General features: G+C 65.9%; 15 protein-coding genes. 10 read left to right on the forward strand and 5 right to left on the reverse strand.

What is annotated here, in order from left to right; all coding sequences use genetic code 11:
• Both DIZ22_RS15795 and DIZ22_RS15800 read right to left on the reverse strand, forming a co-directional pair.
• Positions 1-414 carry a VOC family protein gene (locus DIZ22_RS15795; protein ID WP_048938153.1) on the reverse strand — a complete coding sequence of 138 codons (414 nt, stop codon included), beginning with the start codon at positions 412-414 and terminating at the stop codon, positions 1-3.
• Between the two features lie 69 nt (positions 415-483).
• Positions 484-2,646, reverse strand: a complete 2,163-nt coding sequence (locus DIZ22_RS15800) for an AsmA family protein (protein ID WP_048938154.1) — start codon at positions 2,644-2,646, stop codon at positions 484-486.
• A 159-nt stretch (positions 2,647-2,805) separates the two neighbouring features.
• Here DIZ22_RS15800 and rpmI point away from each other — a divergent pair, with 159 nt between their 5' ends.
• The 6 genes from rpmI to DIZ22_RS15830 all read left to right on the forward strand — a co-directional run bounded on the left by rpmI (position 2,806) and on the right by DIZ22_RS15830 (position 8,533).
• Complete coding sequence (gene rpmI / locus DIZ22_RS15805; protein ID WP_004208916.1) at positions 2,806-3,009, forward strand: 50S ribosomal protein L35; 204 nt, start codon at positions 2,806-2,808, stop codon at positions 3,007-3,009.
• Between the two features lie 13 nt (positions 3,010-3,022).
• Positions 3,023-3,385, forward strand: coding sequence for a 50S ribosomal protein L20 (rplT, locus tag DIZ22_RS15810; protein WP_004208917.1), 363 nt, complete (start codon positions 3,023-3,025; stop codon positions 3,383-3,385).
• Positions 3,386-3,598: 213 nt separating this feature from the next.
• Positions 3,599-4,219, forward strand: a complete 621-nt coding sequence (locus tag DIZ22_RS15815) for a LysE family translocator (protein ID WP_048938155.1) — start codon at positions 3,599-3,601, stop codon at positions 4,217-4,219.
• A gap of 71 nt (positions 4,220-4,290) precedes the next feature.
• A complete protein-coding gene (gene pheS / locus DIZ22_RS15820) occupies positions 4,291-5,397 on the forward strand; it encodes a phenylalanine--tRNA ligase subunit alpha (protein WP_048938156.1) in 1,107 nt (368 codons plus the stop codon).
• The gene (gene pheT, locus DIZ22_RS15825) at positions 5,394-7,811 is read left to right on the forward strand and encodes a phenylalanine--tRNA ligase subunit beta (protein ID WP_048938157.1); all 2,418 of its coding nucleotides are present in this window, start codon (positions 5,394-5,396) and stop codon (positions 7,809-7,811) included. Before pheS ends, pheT begins: the two co-directional genes overlap by 4 nt.
• 17 nt (positions 7,812-7,828) lie before the next feature.
• The gene (locus DIZ22_RS15830) at positions 7,829-8,533 is read left to right on the forward strand and encodes a DUF4386 domain-containing protein (protein ID WP_048938158.1); all 705 of its coding nucleotides are present in this window, start codon (positions 7,829-7,831) and stop codon (positions 8,531-8,533) included.
• Here the strand turns inward: DIZ22_RS15830 and DIZ22_RS15835 are convergent.
• Positions 8,523-9,017: a hypothetical protein gene (locus DIZ22_RS15835; protein WP_048938159.1), complete on the reverse strand. Its 495-nt coding sequence runs from the start codon at positions 9,015-9,017 to the stop codon at positions 8,523-8,525. The genes DIZ22_RS15830 and DIZ22_RS15835 overlap by 11 nt on opposite strands.
• Positions 9,018-9,214: 197 nt before the next feature.
• Between DIZ22_RS15835 and DIZ22_RS15840 the strand changes: the two genes are divergently transcribed.
• The gene (locus DIZ22_RS15840; protein ID WP_048938169.1) at positions 9,215-10,108 is read left to right on the forward strand and encodes an aldose 1-epimerase family protein; all 894 of its coding nucleotides are present in this window, start codon (positions 9,215-9,217) and stop codon (positions 10,106-10,108) included.
• Positions 10,109-10,152: 44 nt separating this feature from the next.
• On the forward strand, positions 10,153-11,730 hold the full coding sequence (locus tag DIZ22_RS15845; protein ID WP_017502740.1) for a peptide chain release factor 3: 1,578 nt from the start codon (positions 10,153-10,155) through the stop codon (positions 11,728-11,730).
• Positions 11,731-11,774: 44 nt separating this feature from the next.
• On the opposite strand, the gene DIZ22_RS15850 is transcribed toward DIZ22_RS15845, so the two are convergent.
• Together DIZ22_RS15850 and DIZ22_RS15855 are read right to left on the reverse strand one after the other, a co-directional pair.
• Positions 11,775-13,025 (reverse strand): MFS transporter, encoded by a 1,251-nt coding sequence (locus tag DIZ22_RS15850; protein ID WP_048938160.1) that lies wholly within the window; start codon positions 13,023-13,025, stop codon positions 11,775-11,777.
• A 103-nt stretch (positions 13,026-13,128) separates the two neighbouring features.
• Positions 13,129-15,486 carry a TonB-dependent receptor gene (locus tag DIZ22_RS15855; RefSeq protein WP_048938161.1) on the reverse strand — a complete coding sequence of 786 codons (2,358 nt, stop codon included), beginning with the start codon at positions 15,484-15,486 and terminating at the stop codon, positions 13,129-13,131.
• Between the two features lie 174 nt (positions 15,487-15,660).
• Here DIZ22_RS15855 and DIZ22_RS15860 point away from each other — a divergent pair, with 174 nt between their 5' ends.
• Together DIZ22_RS15860 and DIZ22_RS15865 are read left to right on the forward strand one after the other, a co-directional pair.
• A complete protein-coding gene (locus tag DIZ22_RS15860) occupies positions 15,661-16,287 on the forward strand; it encodes a TetR/AcrR family transcriptional regulator (RefSeq protein ID WP_122928396.1) in 627 nt (208 codons plus the stop codon).
• A 102-nt stretch (positions 16,288-16,389) separates the two neighbouring features.
• A complete protein-coding gene (locus DIZ22_RS15865) occupies positions 16,390-17,181 on the forward strand; it encodes a phosphatase PAP2 family protein (protein ID WP_048938559.1) in 792 nt (263 codons plus the stop codon).
• The last annotated feature ends 9 nt before the right edge of the window (positions 17,182-17,190 follow it).

Genomic DNA, 17,190 nt, shown 5'->3' on the forward strand with positions numbered 1-17,190 from the left:
TCAGTCCCTGATCGGCCCGCCGATCGACCAGACATGGCCGAAGGGGTCGGTGACCTGCCCATAGCGGGCGCCCCAGAACTGATTGTCGATCGGGAAGCGGATCGACGCGCCGGCGGCCACCGCGCGATCCCACCAGCGATCGGCATCGTCCACTTCCAGATGCAGCGTCACCGCCGCCGGCTTTTCCGCCGGGCCGCCGCCGCACATTTCGGGGAAATGATCGTTCAGCATCAGCCCGCCATCATTGATCGTCAGATGAGCGTGCATGATCCGCGTGCCATCCTCTTCCAGATGGCGGCTCTGTTCGGTCGCGCCGAAGGCAGCGGTGTAGAAGGCAATGGCGTCGGCGGCCTTGCCGTCGGCGATGGTCAGATGGGGCGTGACCCCCGGCAGGACGAACGGCGTGTCGCTCATGATCCTCTCCTTCGCGCCGACCCATGGATCGAGTCGGCCGGGCCACAGAATAGGCCCGGCGTACGCCGTTCAGAAGATGCCGAGGAACTTCTTGTCCTGCGCCTTCTTCTCGGCCTTGCTGCCCTTGCCCGCTTCATCCTTTGCGGTGGTGCCGCGGCCGACATCGTCGCGCGGCTTGCCGCCACGGGTGCGCTGGGCAGCGGCATCGGCGCCGGCCAGCACCGGGCCGCAGGCCGCTGCCTTGGCGTCACCCACATCGACAAAGGCCAGTGTCGCGGCGATCGGCGTGGCGACGATGCCCAGCGCCGCCGCCGCGCCACCGCGCGCGATCAGATCCGGGCTGATGACGTTGATCGACGGCCGGGCGAAATAGCCGCCAACGCCGACCGGCGACTGGCCGGAGAAGAGGCTGATCTTCTTGCCGTCAGCGCGGAAGGCGAGGTCGAGGCTTTCATTCCTGAACGAGAAGCCGCCCCGGCCGATCATCACATTCTTGCGCGTGTCGATGAGGATCGGGTCGGCCGCCGCCACGCCGTCGCGCACGGTGAAGGCGATGAGGCCGCAATTGATCTGCACCGGATCCTTCAGCTTCTTTTCGAACATCTTGGTGATGAAGGTGCCGACATCGATTTCGGAAAGCTGGACATTGCGCGCCCACATGCTGCCCGCCGGCAGGATGACGGCGATGCGGCCATTGGCGGTGGCGAGCGAGTCATGGACGGTATCGCCCAGACCCGTCATCTGCATCCGCCCCTTGACCATGCCGGTGGTGCCCGATTGCTCGACGCCCCAGCGGGCGAGCAGCGTGCCCATCGGCGTGGGGGCCAGGCGGACGTCATAGGCGGTGCGCACCGGCTGGTTGCGGGCGTTGATCGCGATATCCGACGCGACATGGCCGCCCGCCATGTCGAAGGTCAAAGGCGAGAGCGTCAGCAGGCTATGGTCGAGCTTCAGCGTCATAGCGGCGTTGGCAATCGGCACGTTGGGCGCGCGGATGGTCTTCACGCTGTAGCGGACATTGGCGTCGAAATTGCGGATCGCCTCGATCCGCAGCGGTGCGTCGGGCAGCAGGCGGGGCGTGCCCTGCACGGTCGTGATGGCGCCCGCCCCGCCCTGCGCATCCAGCCTCTGCGGATCATAGCCGATGAAGGGGCCGACATCGATAATGTCGAGCCGCTGCGTCGCCAGATCGGCGTCGAGCTGCAGCCGGTTGTTGGGCAGCGACACGGTGAAGCGGCCAGCCAGGTCGGACGCGCCGAACCGGCCCTGCAAATGCGTGAAGCGCCACTCCTCGCCCGCCTTGGTCAAGGCCGCGGTGAAACGATACTGGCGGGTGCCGGGAATGGCGACGCCCAGGAAATCGAACAAATGACTGAGATTGGGGCCTTGCGCCACGACGCGCAGGTCGCTGCCCTCCAGCTCGGTCGCACCGGGCAGCGTGCCGGTCACCTCCAGCACGGTCGCGCCCGCCTGTGCCCGCAGCGCCAGGCTGTTCTTGCCGCCGGTGACGGTGGCGTTGGGCGACAGCAGACCGCCCTTGAGGGTGAAGGGCTTGCCGCGCATCGTGCCGGTGCCGGACAGGCGCACGTCGCTGGCAAAGCGAGTGTCCTGCGCCTTCACCGTCTCGAAGCCGATATCGGTCGAGAGCATGAGCACCGGATCGCGATAGCGCATGGTCGTGCCAGCGAGCAGCGCGCGGCGGACGAGCGGCAGGGTCATCGGCTCGCCCTTCCGGTCGGGGTCGCCCAGCGTCCATGTATTATGCTGCCGGTCGCGCGACCATTCGAGGTCGGCGGCGGCGCCCCGCAGTTCCAGCCAGGGGATGCGATATCTGCTGCCGAAGATCAGGCTCAAGGGCGCGATCCGTGCATCGATCAGGTCGGCGCGCAGCAGGTCAGGCCGGCTGGCCCAGGGCAGGTTGGCGATGCGCATGCCCTCCGCCCGGAACTTGATCGCGATCGGCGCGAAATAGAGCTGGAAGTCGCCGCCGACCTGCACCTGCCGCTCCAGCCGGGCGGACAGGATGCGCTCGAACGGTCCCTTGAGGAAGCGCCCCTTGGTGATGAAGAGGATCAGCCAGACAGCGAAGAGGATGCCAATGATCCATAGCAGGATGCGCGCCGGCAGCGGCAGGGCGCGCCAGCGGTCGCGCGCGCGGCGCAGATACACAGCCGCGCCGCCGGGCTGGGCGGGCTTGGACGCGCTGGGCGGCACAGGTTCGACTTCGGCCATGGCGGGGTCAACGCGGGCATGCCGCCTTTGGGTCCGAATCGCTTGCTTTTGCGGGCGCGGCCGACTATGGGCCGCCCTTCGCGATATTCAGTGAGACCGCCCGGCTAACTAGGGCTGCCGTGGCTGTCTGTAATCGTCGCGCCAAACAAGGAGACGAAAATGCCCAAGCTCAAGACCAAGAGCGGTGTGAAGAAGCGCTTCAAGTTCACCGCTTCCGGCAAGGTCAAGCACGGCGTCGCTGGCAAGCGTCACCGCCTGATCTCGCACAACGCCAAGTATATTCGCCAGAACCGTGGCACTTCCGTGCTGTCCGATGCCGACGTGGCTCACGTCCGCCTCTGGGCACCCTACGGCCTGAAGTAAGGAGTAGAGGACAATGGCACGCGTAAAACGTGGTGTAACCACCAAGGCGAAGCATAAGAGGATTTTGGTTCAGGCGAAGGGCTATTATGGCCGTCGCAAGAACACGATCCGCGTCGCTCGCCAGGCTGTCGAAAAGGCCGGCCAGTACGCTTATCGCGACCGCAAGGTCAAGAAGCGCACCTTCCGTGGCCTGTGGATCCAGCGCATCAACGCGGGTGTCCGCGCTGAAGGCCTGACCTATTCGCAGTTCATGCACGGCCTGAAGCTGGCCGGCGTCGAGCTGGACCGCAAGGTCCTGGCCGACATCGCGATGCACGAAGGCGAGGCGTTCAGCGCCATCATCGCCCAGGCCAAGGCTGCGCTGCCCGCAGCCTGAAGCTGATCGATCGCAAGATCGTCAAAAGGGGCGCCGGGGCAGATGCCTTCGGCGCCCTTTTTGTTTTTCCGGTTTTACCCCGTTCGTCCTGAGCGAAGTCGAAGGACATCACTGAGCGCCAGCGAAGTGCCTTCGCTGCGCTCTGGCGGGGGCTTCGACAGGCTCAGCCCGAACGGATTTTTGGGGACGGCCTGACATTTGAGGAACCATCCCATGTCGCTGCATCTCTGGTGGTTATATGTCACGGCGGTCTTCCTGATCTCGGCCACGCCCGGCCCCAACATGCTGCATGTGATGACACAGAGCATCGCCCATGGTCCGCGCAAGGCGCTGGTGACGATGGCGGGGCTGATGAGCGCCGTGCTGCTGTGCCTGATCGCGTCGGCGCTGGGCCTTGGCGCGCTGCTGAAAGCCTCGCCGCGCCTGTTCGACATATTGCGCTATGCCGGCGTCGCCTATCTCATCTGGCTGGGGATCAAGGCCTGGCGCGCGCCGGTCGGCAATGCGGACGGCGGCGATGCCGGCCCGGTCCGCTCGGCCCGTGCGCTGTATGCGACCGGCCTGCTGACGGGCCTGTCCAACCCCAAGCTCATCATCTTCGCCGCAGCGCTCTTCCCCCAATTCATCGACCTGGCCCGCCCCTTCTGGCTTCAGCTCGCGATCCTGATCGTCAGTTTCGTGGTGATCGAGAGCTTCTGGTATTCGGTCTATGCGCTCGGCGGCCTGCGCCTTGCCCGCTGGCTGGCGCCCGCCAACCGGCAGAAGCTGTTCAACCGCGGCACCGGCCTGATGTTCATCGGCTTTGGCGGCGCGCTGCTGGGCGCGCGCGCCTAACCCTTTCCTTGATCGACATGCCCCGCTAAGGCCGCGGGCATGTTTCCGCCACCACAGGCTCTGGAAGAAGAATGACCGAAATTAGCGCACTGAAAGCCGGCCTGATCGCCGACATCGAGGCTGCCGACACGCTGGACGCGCTGGAAGGGCTGCGCGTGGGCGCGCTGGGCAAGAATGGGGTCGTCACCGGCCTATTGAAGACGCTGGGCGGCATGTCGCCCGAGGAGCGTCTCGAGAAAGGCCCGCCGATCCAGGATCTGCGCGAAAGCGTGACCGCCGCGATCGCCGACCGCAAGGCCGCGCTGGAGCAGGCCGCGCTCGACGCCCGCCTCGCCTCGGAAAAGGTCGACATGACCCTGCCCGCCGATCTGGGCCCGCAGGGCAGCGTCCACGCCGTTTCGCAGGTGATGGACGAACTGGCGGAAATCTTCGCCGACCTCGGCTTCTCGGTCGCGACCGGTCCGGAGATCGAGGACGACTGGCATAATTTCACCGCGCTCAACATCCCCGAGACGCACCCGGCGCGCGCGATGCACGACACCTTCTACTTCCCGGACGAGGAAGGGCAGAAGAAGATGCTGCTGCGCACCCATACGTCGCCGGTGCAGATCCGCACGATGGAGTCTTTTGTTGCGTCTGGGCAGGAACCGCCGATCCGCATCATCGCGCCCGGCCGCGTCTATCGCAGCGACTCCGACGCGACCCACACGCCGATGTTCCACCAGATCGAAGGTCTGGTGATCGACAAGGGTATCACCCTGGGTCATTTGAAGTGGACGCTGGAAACCTTCCTCAAGGCCTTCTTCGAGCGCGAGGACATCGTCCTGCGCCTGCGCCCGAGCTATTTCCCCTTCACCGAACCGTCGGTGGAAGTCGATGTCGGCTACACGCTGACCAATGGCCAGCGCGTGATCGGCGGCGACGGCGATGCGCCCGGTGGCGGCTGGCTGGAAGTGCTGGGCAGCGGCATGGTCAACCGCCGCGTGATCGAGGCCTGCGGTCTTGATCCCGACGAATGGCAGGGCTTTGCCTTCGGCACGGGTGTCGATCGCCTCGCCATGCTGAAATATGGCATGAACGACCTGCGCGCCTTCTTCGACGGCGACCTGCGCTGGCTGAAACATTATGGATTCTCGGCACTCGACGTGCCCACGCTGTCGGGAGGAGTCGGCGCATGAAGTTCACCCTGAGCTGGCTCAAGACGCACCTCAAGACCGATGCCGATCTGGCCACCATCCTCAAGACGCTGAACGCCATCGGGCTGGAGGTCGAGGATGTGGAGAACCCGGCCGAGAAGCTGGGCGCGTTCAAGATCGCCAAGATCCTGACCGCCGAGCGTCATCCGCAGGCCGACAAGCTGCAGGTGCTGAGCGTCGACCATGGCGACGGCAATCCGTTGCAGGTCGTGTGCGGCGCGCCCAATGCCCGCGCTGGCCTGATCGGCGTGTTCGGGGTCGAGGGCGCGGTGGTGCCGGTCAACGGCATGGTGCTCAAGAAGACCGCCATTCGCGGCGTCGAATCCAACGGCATGATGTGCTCCACCCGCGAACTGGAGCTGGGCGACGATCATGACGGCATCATCGAACTGGCCGGCGACGCGCCGGTCGGTGAGGTCTATGCGAACTGGGCCGGCCTCAACGACCCGGTCATCGACGTGTCGATCACGCCCAATCGCCAGGACTGCATGGGCGTGCGCGGCATCGCCCGCGATCTCGCGGCGGCAGGCCTTGGCACGCTCAACGCCATCATCGTGCCCGAGATTGCCGGCGTGGGCCCCGCCCCCGACGTGCGCACGGACGATGTGGACGGTTGCCCCGCCTTCTTCGCCCGTTCGGTCAAGGGCGTGACCAACGGCGCCTCGCCCGAATGGATGGCGCGCCGGCTCAAGGCGATCGGCCAGAAGCCGATCAGCGCGCTGGTGGACATCACCAACTATATCATGTTCGACCTTGGCCGGCCGCTGCATGTCTATGACATGGCGACGCTCAAGGGCGGACTGGTCGCGCGCAAGGGCAAGGCCGGCGAGGAAGTGCTGGCACTCAATGGCAAGACCTATGCCATTGACGAGACGATGACCGTGATCGCCGACGACGAGGCCGTGCATGACATTGGCGGCATCATGGGCGGCGAACATTCCGGCGCGCAGGACGGCACCACGGACGTGCTGATCGAATGCGCCTATTTCACGCCCGAGCGGATCGCGGTGACCGGCCAGAAGCTGGCACTGACCTCAGATGCGCGCGGCCGGTTCGAGCGCGGCGTCGACCCCGCCTTCCTGGACGATGGCCTGTCAATCGCCACCAGCCTGGTCATGACCCTGTGCGGCGGCACTGCATCGGAAGCGACCCGCGCCGGCACCCCGCCCGCGACGCCCAAGACGGTCGCCTATGCGCCCGACCAGTGCCTGGCGCTGGCCGGTGTCGATGTACCGCATGATGTACAGATGCGCATTCTGGAGAGCCTGGGCTTCGGCGTCAGCGGCGAAGCCGGCAGCATCGAATATCAGGACGGCGTGCCGGTGAGCGTGCCGGGCCACTGGACCATCAGCGTGCCGACCTGGCGCCGCGACGTCGATGGCTGGCCCGACATTGTCGAGGAAGTGGTGCGCATCGTCGGTCTGGACCATGTGCCGTCCACCCCGTTGCCGCGTGTGCCGGGCGTCGCCCGCCCGACCGCCACGGCCGAGCAGCTGGTCGAGCGCCGCGTGCGCCGCACCGCCGCCGCGCGGGGCCTGGCTGAAGCGATCAACTGGTCTTTCATTTCCGAGAAGGAAGCCGCGAGCGTTGGCGGTGGCGACTGGATGCTAGCCAATCCGATTTCGGAAGAGCTGAAGGTCATGCGGCCCTCACTGCTGCCCGGCCTGTTGTCGGCGACGAAGCGCAATGTCGATCGCAGCGCCACGTCGATCCGACTGTTTGAACTCGGCCGGCGCTATTTCAAGCAGGGCGAACGCGCCACCGTCGGCTTCGTGCTGGCGGGGGAGAAGACCGCGCGCAGCTGGCAGGGCGGCAAGGCCCAGCCCTTCGACGCGTTCGACGCCAAGGGTGAAGTGATCGCGCTGCTGGCGGCCGCCGGTGCGCCGGTCGGCAACCTGCAGAGCATGGGCGAGGCATCGGCAGCCTATCATCCCGGCCAGTCGGGCACGCTGCGCCTCGGCCCCAAGGTGGTGCTGGCTGAATATGGCGTGCTGCACCCGAGCCTCGCCAAGCAGTTCGGCCTGTCCGGCACGGTGGTCGCAGGCGAGATCTTCCTCGATGCGATCCCGGCCAAGCGCAAGAGTGGCTTCATGCGCGCGCCCTATGCGCCGCCGGCCTTGCAGGCGGTGAAGCGCGATTTCGCCTTCCTGGTGCCGGAAGCGGTCGAGGCGGATGCGCTGGTGCGCGCGGTCAAGGGCGCGGACAAGAAGGCGATCGTCGACGCCCGTCTGTTCGACGTCTTCACCGGCCCCGGCGTGGATGAAGGCCACAAGTCGCTGGCGGTAGAAATCACGCTGCAGCCGGGCGAGAAGAGCTTCGCCCAGGAAGAGCTGGACGCGATCAGCGCCGCCGTGGTCAAGGCCGCCCAGAAGCTGGGCGCGAGCCTGCGCGGCTAAAGCGAGAAAGGCCGGCGATGGACGGGAAGGCTGAACGACTTCAGGCCCGCCTCGCCGGCCTCTTCTACATCGGCACCATTGGCTGCGGCATGTTTGCCGAGGCGGTGGTGCGCGCGGCCCTGATCGTGCCGGGCAACGGGCGCGAGACGATGCGCAACATCGCCGACTATCCCTGGCTCTACCGGGCCGGCGGGGCGAGCGATGTCGCCATGCTCTGCTGCTATCTGGCGGTCACCGCCCTGCTCTATGGCCTGTTCGCGCCGACCGGGCGGGTGCTGGCCCGCACCGCCGCCCTGTTCAGCCTGACCGGCATTGCCGTGCTGGCGGGCAACAGTCTGCTCCATCTGCTGCCGCTTGCGCTGATTGATGGTGCGCCACATCCCGGCATCCCGATGGCGGAGGTGCAGTCGCTTGTGCGGATCAGCCTCAGCCTCCACAATGATCTCTACGGCATCAGCCTCATCTTCTTCGGCATTTATTGCCTGCTGACCGGCTGGCTGGCGATCCGATCGCGCCGGTTGCCGGTGGCGGTCGGTGCGCTGCTGATGGCGGGCGGCGCGGTCCATCTGGTCGCGCGCAGCCTGGCGCTGCTGTCGCCGGCAATCGGTGAGGCGATCCCCGGCCAGCTCGATTTCGTGCCACTTCTGGGCGAAGGCGCCTTCGCCATCTGGCTGCTGCTGTTCGGGGCGCCGCGCCCGGCGGCGCCGGAGGTCAGCCCGTAATCTTGCAGCCCTTGGCCGATGCCATGCCGCGCAGATAGCCACGCCGGGCGAGACCGGCGGCAATCGCGGCGCGCAGGCGACGTTCCGCCGGGGCGGCGCCGCTGATTTCCCGCACCACGCCGCGGAACGGGATCAGCGAATTGACCAGCGACTTGCCCACACCCTCGGCGATCTTGCTGGTGCGATCCTCATTGGCTTCGCGGCCGATGGTGAAATCGGGACCAAGCACCTTGTTGAGCGCCGCCATGTCGCCATTCAGCGCCTTGCAGCTCTTGCCCGATGGCGCGGCATAGGGATTTTCCTCGGCCGCGACGAGGATCGGCGGCACCTGCGTCTTTTCAATGCCGACATCGCGGGCCGGCTGGGACGCGATTTCGCCCGCCTTGTCGAGCGTGTCGTCCCTCTTCTTGCCCTCTACCTGGGCGAGCGCCGACGTGCCGAGCAGCAACAGGATGGTGGCGGTCGATACGGCAATTTTCATCATTGGTCCTCCCGCTGGCTCAACCCGCCAGCCCCCATGTCGGTTCCGCAACGTAACGATTGCGCGGCGGGCGAGACAGTCGGGATTTGCCGCATCGGACCTTGGAATAGAGCCTGATTCACGTCATCTGCGGAAGCCCAAGGTGCTTCCACAGATGACGATCCGGTTCTATGCCGCTGGGCAAACAGGAGTGTTTCGCCATGAACGACCGCATCGCCATCGCCTCCGACAATCTGTCCGCCAGCATATCGCCGCTAGGCGCCGAACTCTGGTCGCTGACCGATGCGCAGGGCCGCGAGCTGATGACCGATGCCGACCCGCAATGGTGGACCGGCCATGCCCCCCTGCTCTTCCCGTTCGTCGGCCGATCGCGCGGCGACGTCTATCGGCTGAACGATGTCGACTATCCGATCGGCCAGCATGGCTTTGCCCGGACCAGCCCCTTCACCCTGGTCCATCGCAATGAGGAAGCCGTGCTATTCCGGCTGGAAGCGGATCGGGAGACGCGCGCCGTCTATCCGTTCGACTTCCGCCTCGACATGGGGTTCGTGCTGGAGGGGCCGAGCCTGCGCATGACCGCCACCGTCATGAACCGGGGCGAGACGGCGATGCCCTTCTGCTTTGGCTATCACCCCGCCTTCGCCTGGCCGCTGCCCTATGGCGGCAGCGTCGAGGACCACCGCATCCACTTCGAGCAGGCCGAACCCGCGCCGATCCGCAAGGTCGGCAGCGAGCCGGGGCTGATCGCGCTGGAGAGCGTGCCCTCGCCGGTCGAGGGGAAGGAACTGGCGCCGACCCATGCCATGTTCGCCGGCGATGCCCTCATCTGGGACGATCTCAACAGTCGATCGCTGAGCTGGGGCGTGCCCGGCAAGCCGCACCTGAAGATCGATTTCCCCGACACGCCCTGGCTCGGCCTGTGGCAGAAGCCGGGCGCCCATTATCTGTGCGTCGAACCCTGGGCCGGCATGGCCGACCCGGTCGGCTTCACCGGCGATGTCTGGGACAAGCAGGGTGTCATGACCCTGCTGCCGGGTGACAGCCGATCCTTCCGCATGGACGTGACGCTGGTCGGGGCTGAGGGCGAGGCCTAACGCGCGACTCGCTTTGGGCGCAAAAATCCCTATATGGGCGCCCCATGAGCATCCCATCCCGCCGCACCTTCGCGATCATTTCCCACCCGGACGCCGGTAAGACCACGCTGACCGAAAAGCTGCTGCTGGAAGGCGGCGCGATCCATCTGGCCGGCGAAGTCAAGGCGCGCGGCGCGAACCGGCGCGCCCGGTCGGACTGGATGAAGATCGAGCAGCAGCGCGGCATCTCCGTCACATCCTCGGTCATGACGTTCGAACGGACGCGCGATGGCGAGACCATCACCTTCAACCTGCTCGACACGCCGGGTCACGAGGATTTCAGCGAGGATACCTATCGCACCCTGACCGCGGTGGACTCGGCCGTAATGGTGATCGACGCGGCCAAGGGCATCGAGCCGCAGACGCGCAAGCTGTTCGAGGTCTGCCGCCTGCGCAACGTGCCGATCATCACCTTCGTCAACAAGGTCGACCGCGAGGGCCGCGAGCTGTTCGGCCTGCTCGACGAGGTGGCGGACCAGTTGCAGCTCGACGTCTGCCCGATGAGCTGGCCGGTCGGCATGGGTGGCGAGTTCGAGGGCATTTACGACTTCGCCACCAACCGGCTGATGCAGCCCACTGGCCCGTCCAAGGAATTTGACGGCACCCGTCACCAGTTCAGCGGTCTGGATGATCCCAAGCTCGCGGATTATCTGTCCGAGCGGGGCCTGGAAAAGCTGCGCGAGGAAGCCGAGCTGGCCCAGGGCGGCTATGCCGAGTTCGACCTGGAACGTTACCGCCATGGCGACCTGACCCCGGTCTATTTCGGGTCGGCGCTGAAGCTGTTCGGCGTGACCGAGCTGATCGACGCGCTGTCCGCCCATGCGCCGCCGCCGCGCGCCCAGCCGGCCGAGCCGGCCCCGGTCGAGCCCGAGGGCAGCGAAGTCACCGGCTTCATCTTCAAGGTGCAGGCCAATATGGACCCGATGCACCGCGACCGCATCGCCTTCATGCGGCTGGTGTCGGGCAAGTTCCGCCGCGGCATGAAGCTGACGCCGAGCGGCAGCGGCAAGGCACTGGCCGTCCATTCGCCGATCCTGTTCTTCGCGCAGGACCGCGAGCTGGCGGACGAAGCCTTCCCCGGTGACATCATCGGCATCCCCAATCATGGCGCGCTGCGCGTGGGCGACACGCTGAGCGAGAAGCCGGGCCTGCGCTTTACCGGCCTGCCCAATTTCGCGCCGGAAATCCTGCGCCGCGTGCAGCTGAAAGACCCGACCAAGACCAAGCAGCTGCGCAAGGCGCTGGACGACCTGTCCGAAGAGGGCGTGATCCAGGTCTTCTATCCCGAGATCGGCAGCAACTGGATTGTCGGCGTCGTCGGCCAGCTGCAGCTGGAAGTGCTGATCAGCCGGCTGGAGGCGGAATATAAGGTCGCGGCGGTGCTGGAGCCGTCGCCGTTCGACACAGCGCGCTGGATCAGCGGCGACGATCAGGCGATCAAGGATCTGGTCGCCTATAATGGCGCCAACATGGCCAAGGACCGCGACGGCAATCTGGTGTTCATGGCGCGCAGTGCCTGGGACATCGGCTATCAGCAGGAACGCCATCCCAAGGTGAAGTTCAGCGCCACCAAGGAGCGCTAAGCCGACAGCGAAAGTGACAGGGCCATGCCCTGTCACCTCACGCGTCAGGCCGTCACCCAATCCTTGCGCAGCGCCTTGCCGGCGAGCGCCATGAACAGGCCGGCGAGCAGGTAGAAGCCTAGCGCCGCGACGATGGCGTATCTCAGCGCTTCGTTGCCATAAGTCGGCGTCAACGCATCGGACAGGGCGCCGACGCTCCAGCTGCCAAGGCCAAGGCCCACCAGGTTGTTGATGAGCAGGAAGGTCGCCGAGGCGCTGGCGCGCATGTGCGGCGGCACCAGATGCTGCACGGCGGTCAGCACCGGGCCGAGCCAGACATAGACCAAAGCCTGCGGTATCAGGAACAGGGCGAAGGCGAAGCCGACGCTGGACGAGAGCACCCCGACCACGAATAAAGGCATGCCGATCACATAGCTGATCGCGGGCACCCAGGCGAACCAGGCCTTGTCCCTATTGCCCATGGCATCGCCCAGGAAACCGCCGAGCAGCACGCCCGCGACCCCGCCCAAAAGCAGCAGTCCGCCCAGGAACTGACCCGCGCCCATAAGGTCGAGGCCGAAGCTGCGCATCAACAGGCTGGGCAGCCAGAAGGCGACGCCATAGCCACACATCGAGCTGCACGCGGCACCCAATGCCAGGAACCAGAAGCTGCGCTTGGCCGCGAGAATGCCGAACACGGCGCTGACCGGCACGGGTGTGCCCGCCTGCACCGGCCGGGCCGGTTCGCGCACCACCAGGCGGAAGAGCGGTGCGATGAGGATGCCCATGATGCCGACCGCGATGAAGGCGGTGCGCCATTCGACGGTCTGGGCGATATAGCCGCCCAGCAGCACGCCGCCGGCCGACCCCAGCGGAATACCGAGCGAATAGATGGAGAGGGCGCGGGCACGCTGATGCTGCGGGAAATAGTCGGAAATGACGGCATAGGAGGGGGCGACGCCGCCCGCCTCCCCCACGCCGACGCCGATGCGGAACAGGAACATCTGCATGAAATTGCCGGCCATGCCGCACAGCGCGGTGAAGCCGCTCCACACCGCCAGACTGACGGTGATGACCCAGGTGCGGCTGGTCCGGTCGGCCAGCAGCGCCAGCGGGATCGCCAGCGTCGAATAGAGAAGCGCGAAGGCGATGCCACCCAGCGCGCCGAGCTGGGTATCGGTCAGCCCCAGCTCCGCCTTGATCGGCCCGGCGAGGATGCCCAGGATCTGTCGGTCGAGGAAGTTGAAGGTATAGACCAGCAGCAGCATCGCCAGCACGACGCCACGATAGGCGGGGGAAGAGGTTCGGTCGGTCATGCGGGTCTGATACCAAATTTTCCGTTCGCTTCGAGCCAAGTCGAGAAGCCGGTTATGCAATGGTTCTCGACAGGCTCGAACCGAACGGATGGGGTGGAGAGGATCAGAACTTGACCGACCCGGTCACGAACACCTGGCGCGGGTTGCCGTAGAAGGCGGTCAGCGTACCTTCCTTGCCCAGCGAGGGGGTGGGATAGCCGGCCGCATTGTTGATGATCGCGCCAGTCACCGGATTGGCCGCGACGAAGGTATAGCCCGAGGTCTTATATTCCTTGTCGAGCAGGTTCTTGCCATGGACGCCGATGCTCCAGCGATCGCTGGGGGCGGTATAGACCAGGCTGGCGTCCCACAGCGCATAGCCCTTCTGATCGATATAGGGGTTGGGGATTTCGAACTGATAGGTCTTGGAGCGCCAGGAGACGGTGCTGCCGAAATAGAGGCTGCCATCCCCCACCGGGACATTGTAGCTGAGTGTGCCGCTGGCGGTCCATTTCGGCGTGTTCTGGACCCGGCGATAGTCGGCGACATCGGTCGGCACGCTGGCGATATTGGCGATATATTCGCGATAATCGGCGTCGATGAAGCCGATCGCGGTCTGCAGGTTCAGACGGTCGCCGCCGCTGAAGATGTCGCGGCCAAGACGCGCATTGCTTTCGAACTCCAGCCCCTTGAAGCGCGCCTTGCCGGCGTTGGACACGACACCGCAGAAGGAGGGCGTCGCCACGCCGCCGACATTGACGGTGCAGGCGACCGAACCGGGAATCTGCACATCCTTGTAATCGGCATAGAAGCCGGCGACCGCGACATAGAGGGCGCCATCCATCAGATTGCCCTTGTAGCCGACTTCATAGCTGTCGACCTGTTCGGGCGCGAAGCTGAGGAAGGAGGCAATTTCGCTGTCCTGACGGATGCCATCGCCATTGAGGTCGGGCGCGTTGGTGCCGACCCCGCGCGGGTCGAAGCCGCCGCCCTTGAAGCCCTTGGAATAGCTGGCGTAGATATTGTGATCGGCGGTCGGCTTGTAGCTGACCGAGAAGCGCGGCGTGAACTTCTTGAACTCGCGCTCGCCACGGAAATTGGTGCTGGGCGCACCGAAGGGAATGCCCGCCCCGTCGAACACCGGCGAGCCGCCACCCAGATAGCTTTGCCGCAGGATATTGGCCCGGCGCGTGTCCCAGGTATAGCGACCACCGGCCGACAGGCTGAGCTGATCGGTCAGGTCGAAGCTCATGTCGCCGAACACGGCATAGGTTTCGGTGTCGACATTGGCCTGGGTGAAGGCGGTCAGCCCGGCCACGGTGGTGAAGATGCGGGTGTCGAACTGGGTGTCGGCGCTGGCATCGAGATAATAGAAGCCGACCATGCCGTGCAGCCGGCCCTTGTCATAGAGAAGCTGGAATTCCTGGCTGAGCTGTTCATTCTTGTAATAGGCCGGCACGTCGACATCGACGGCGGGCAGCGCGTCAAAGTCGATCGGCGAGGCGCTGTCATCCTTGCGCCAGGCGCTGATCGAGCGCAGCGTCACCGCATCATTGAGTTCGGCCGTCAGGTTCATCGAGAGGCCGTAGGACTTCACATATTGCTTGGGGTCGACCAGCCCGCCGCGGGTGTCGAACACATCGTCCAGCACCGGCGCGCCCGATGCCTGGCCCGGAATCAGGCGGTGGCCGCCACGCGGGTTGCTGTTATCCTTGGTATAGTCGCCGGTGATGCGCATCAGCACCGGGGCGCCATAGCCGCCCATTTCGAAGGTGGCGCGGCCGGCCCAGATATCCTTGTTATAATTATCCTGCCCGGTGGTGAGATTCTTGCCGAAGCCGCCGCGCGACAGGCGGGCGAAGGCGCCACCGACGCGCATCAGGTCGCCGATCGGCGCCGACACGCTGATGATGCCATCGGCCTGATCATAGCTGCCATAGCTGCCCTTGAGCTTGAGCGAGAAGTCCTGCGGCAACATCCTGGTCACATATTTGACCGCGCCGCCGATCGTGTTGCGGCCATAGAGCGTGCCCTGCGGCCCGCGCAGCACCTCGATCCGTTCGACGTCATAGATGTCGAGCAGCGCACCCTGCGGCCGGTTGAGATAGACATCGTCGAGATAGATGCCGACGCCCTGTTCGAAGCCGGAAACCGGATCCTGCTGGCCCACGCCGCGGATGAAGGCGGTCAGCGTCGAATTGGTGCCGCGCGACGCCTCCAGCGTGGTGTTGGGGGTCACATTGGCAAGGTCGCTGATGTCGATCGCCCCGCCCCGTTCCAGATCAGCGCCAGAGAAGGCGCTGACCGCGATCGGCACGGACACCAGCGTTTCCTCACGCCGGCGGGCGGTGACGATAATGCCGGCCTCTTCGGTGTCGGCGACGGGCGCCGACGCGTCCTGCGCGAAGGCGGGGAATGCCATCGCGCCGGTCCAGGCGGCGGATGCGAGGGCAAGGGCACGAATGCTGTGATGGGCCTTCATCGGCGTTTCCTCTCCTGAAGCGGCCCCCGGTCATCCGGGTAGCCAATCTGCTTGCCCTTTGAATAATGAAAGTTGAACCATCTTTCAACTTCAAATATGAGGGACGGCGAACAAGGCCACCAGACGTCCTCAAATGATTGAAAAGGCACGTATTGGCAGGCAGAGGGAGAGAGCATGACCGATCCGGCTTCCCCACGGGATGAGAGACGCGACGACAAGGCGCCACGCACCGCGCGGGGCGAACGCACGCTTCGCGCGCTGCTGTCGGCGGCGGCCGAGGAGTTTGGCGAGAAGGGTTTTCACGACGGGTCGGTGAGCGGCATCACCCGCCGGGCCGGCTGTGCGCTGGGCAGTTTCTACACCTATTTCGACAGCAAGGACGACATTTTCCGCGCGCTGGTCAACGACATGTCGGGCCAGGTGCGCGACTATGTCTCGCCGCGCATCGCCGATGCGAGTAACGGGATCGAGGCGGAGCGGATCGGCCTCTTAAGCTTCCTGGAGTTCGCCCGCGCCCACAAGGAAATCTACCGCATCATCGACGAGGCCGAGTTCGTCGACCAGGCCGCCTATCGCGCCCATTATGAGAATACCGCCACCCGCATGGCCGCGCGCCTGAAGAAGGCCGCGCAGCAGGGCGACGTGCGCACAGACGTGGAAGAGGTCCATGCCTGGGCGATCATGGGGATGAATGTGTTCCTGGGCCTGCGCTATGGCGTGTGGGACGACAGCCGCCCGGCGCAGGAGATTGCCGACATCGCCAACGCGTTGATCGAGAAGGGGATCGGCAAGCGCGCTTGAGGGTTGCACCGCGGCCGCCTATCGGGACAAGCACCGATGGTCGCGCCCTGCCCCTGCTGATAGGGCCGGGCGTCAGGCCCCAAAGCAAAAGGCGGACAGGCGATGCGCACACTCCAAAAACAGACATTCCTTCTGGCATCGATCCTGCTGGTCAGCGGCTGTGCGACCACCGCCACGCCGCCGTCGGCCAGCGCCCCGGTGCCGCCGACCACGATCGAGGCGGTCGGGCAGCTGACCAAGGCCATCCCCTTCCCGCGCGGCTATCTCGACCCCGCCGCGCTGCCCAACAGCCTGACCCTGCTGCCGCCCCCGCCCGCCCCCGGCACCGCCGCCAAGGCGGCCGACGAGGAAGCCTATCGCGCCGCGCTCGCCGCGCCGGCCGATCGCCAGGCGCTGGCCGCGTCGGACGCGGACCTGGGCTGGCCGCACATGGTCCAGTCGTTCGAGCCGATCGCCGGCCTGTCGCTGTCGGACGGCACCCACCCGCACCTGACCATGTTGCTGCGCCGCGCGGCGGCCGACGCCGCCTTCTCCACCTCGCGCGCCAAGGGCCATTATCAGCGGGTGCGCCCGTTCGTGGAGCATGACGGCAATACCTGCCGCCCGCAGGACGAGCCGATGCTGCGCAAGGACGGCTCCTATCCGTCGGGCCATACCGCGATCGGCTGGATGCTGGCGCTGGTCCTGACCGACGTCATGCCCGACAAGCAGGATGCCCTGCTCAAGCGCGGTTATGAATTTGGCGAGAGCCGGGTCATCTGTCGCGCCCATTGGCTGAGCGACACGCTGGCCGGCCGGGTCGTGGCATCGGCCACCTATGCGCGGTTGCAGTCCGATCCGGTGTTCCGTGCCCAGCGCGAACTGGCGCGACAGGAATTGGCTGCGCCGCGCTGATCCAGCCGC

Origin of the sequence: Sphingobium sp. LF-16, from assembly GCF_003711185.1 — a bacterium.
Taxonomy (GTDB): Bacteria; Pseudomonadota; Alphaproteobacteria; order Sphingomonadales; family Sphingomonadaceae; genus Sphingobium; species Sphingobium yanoikuyae_A.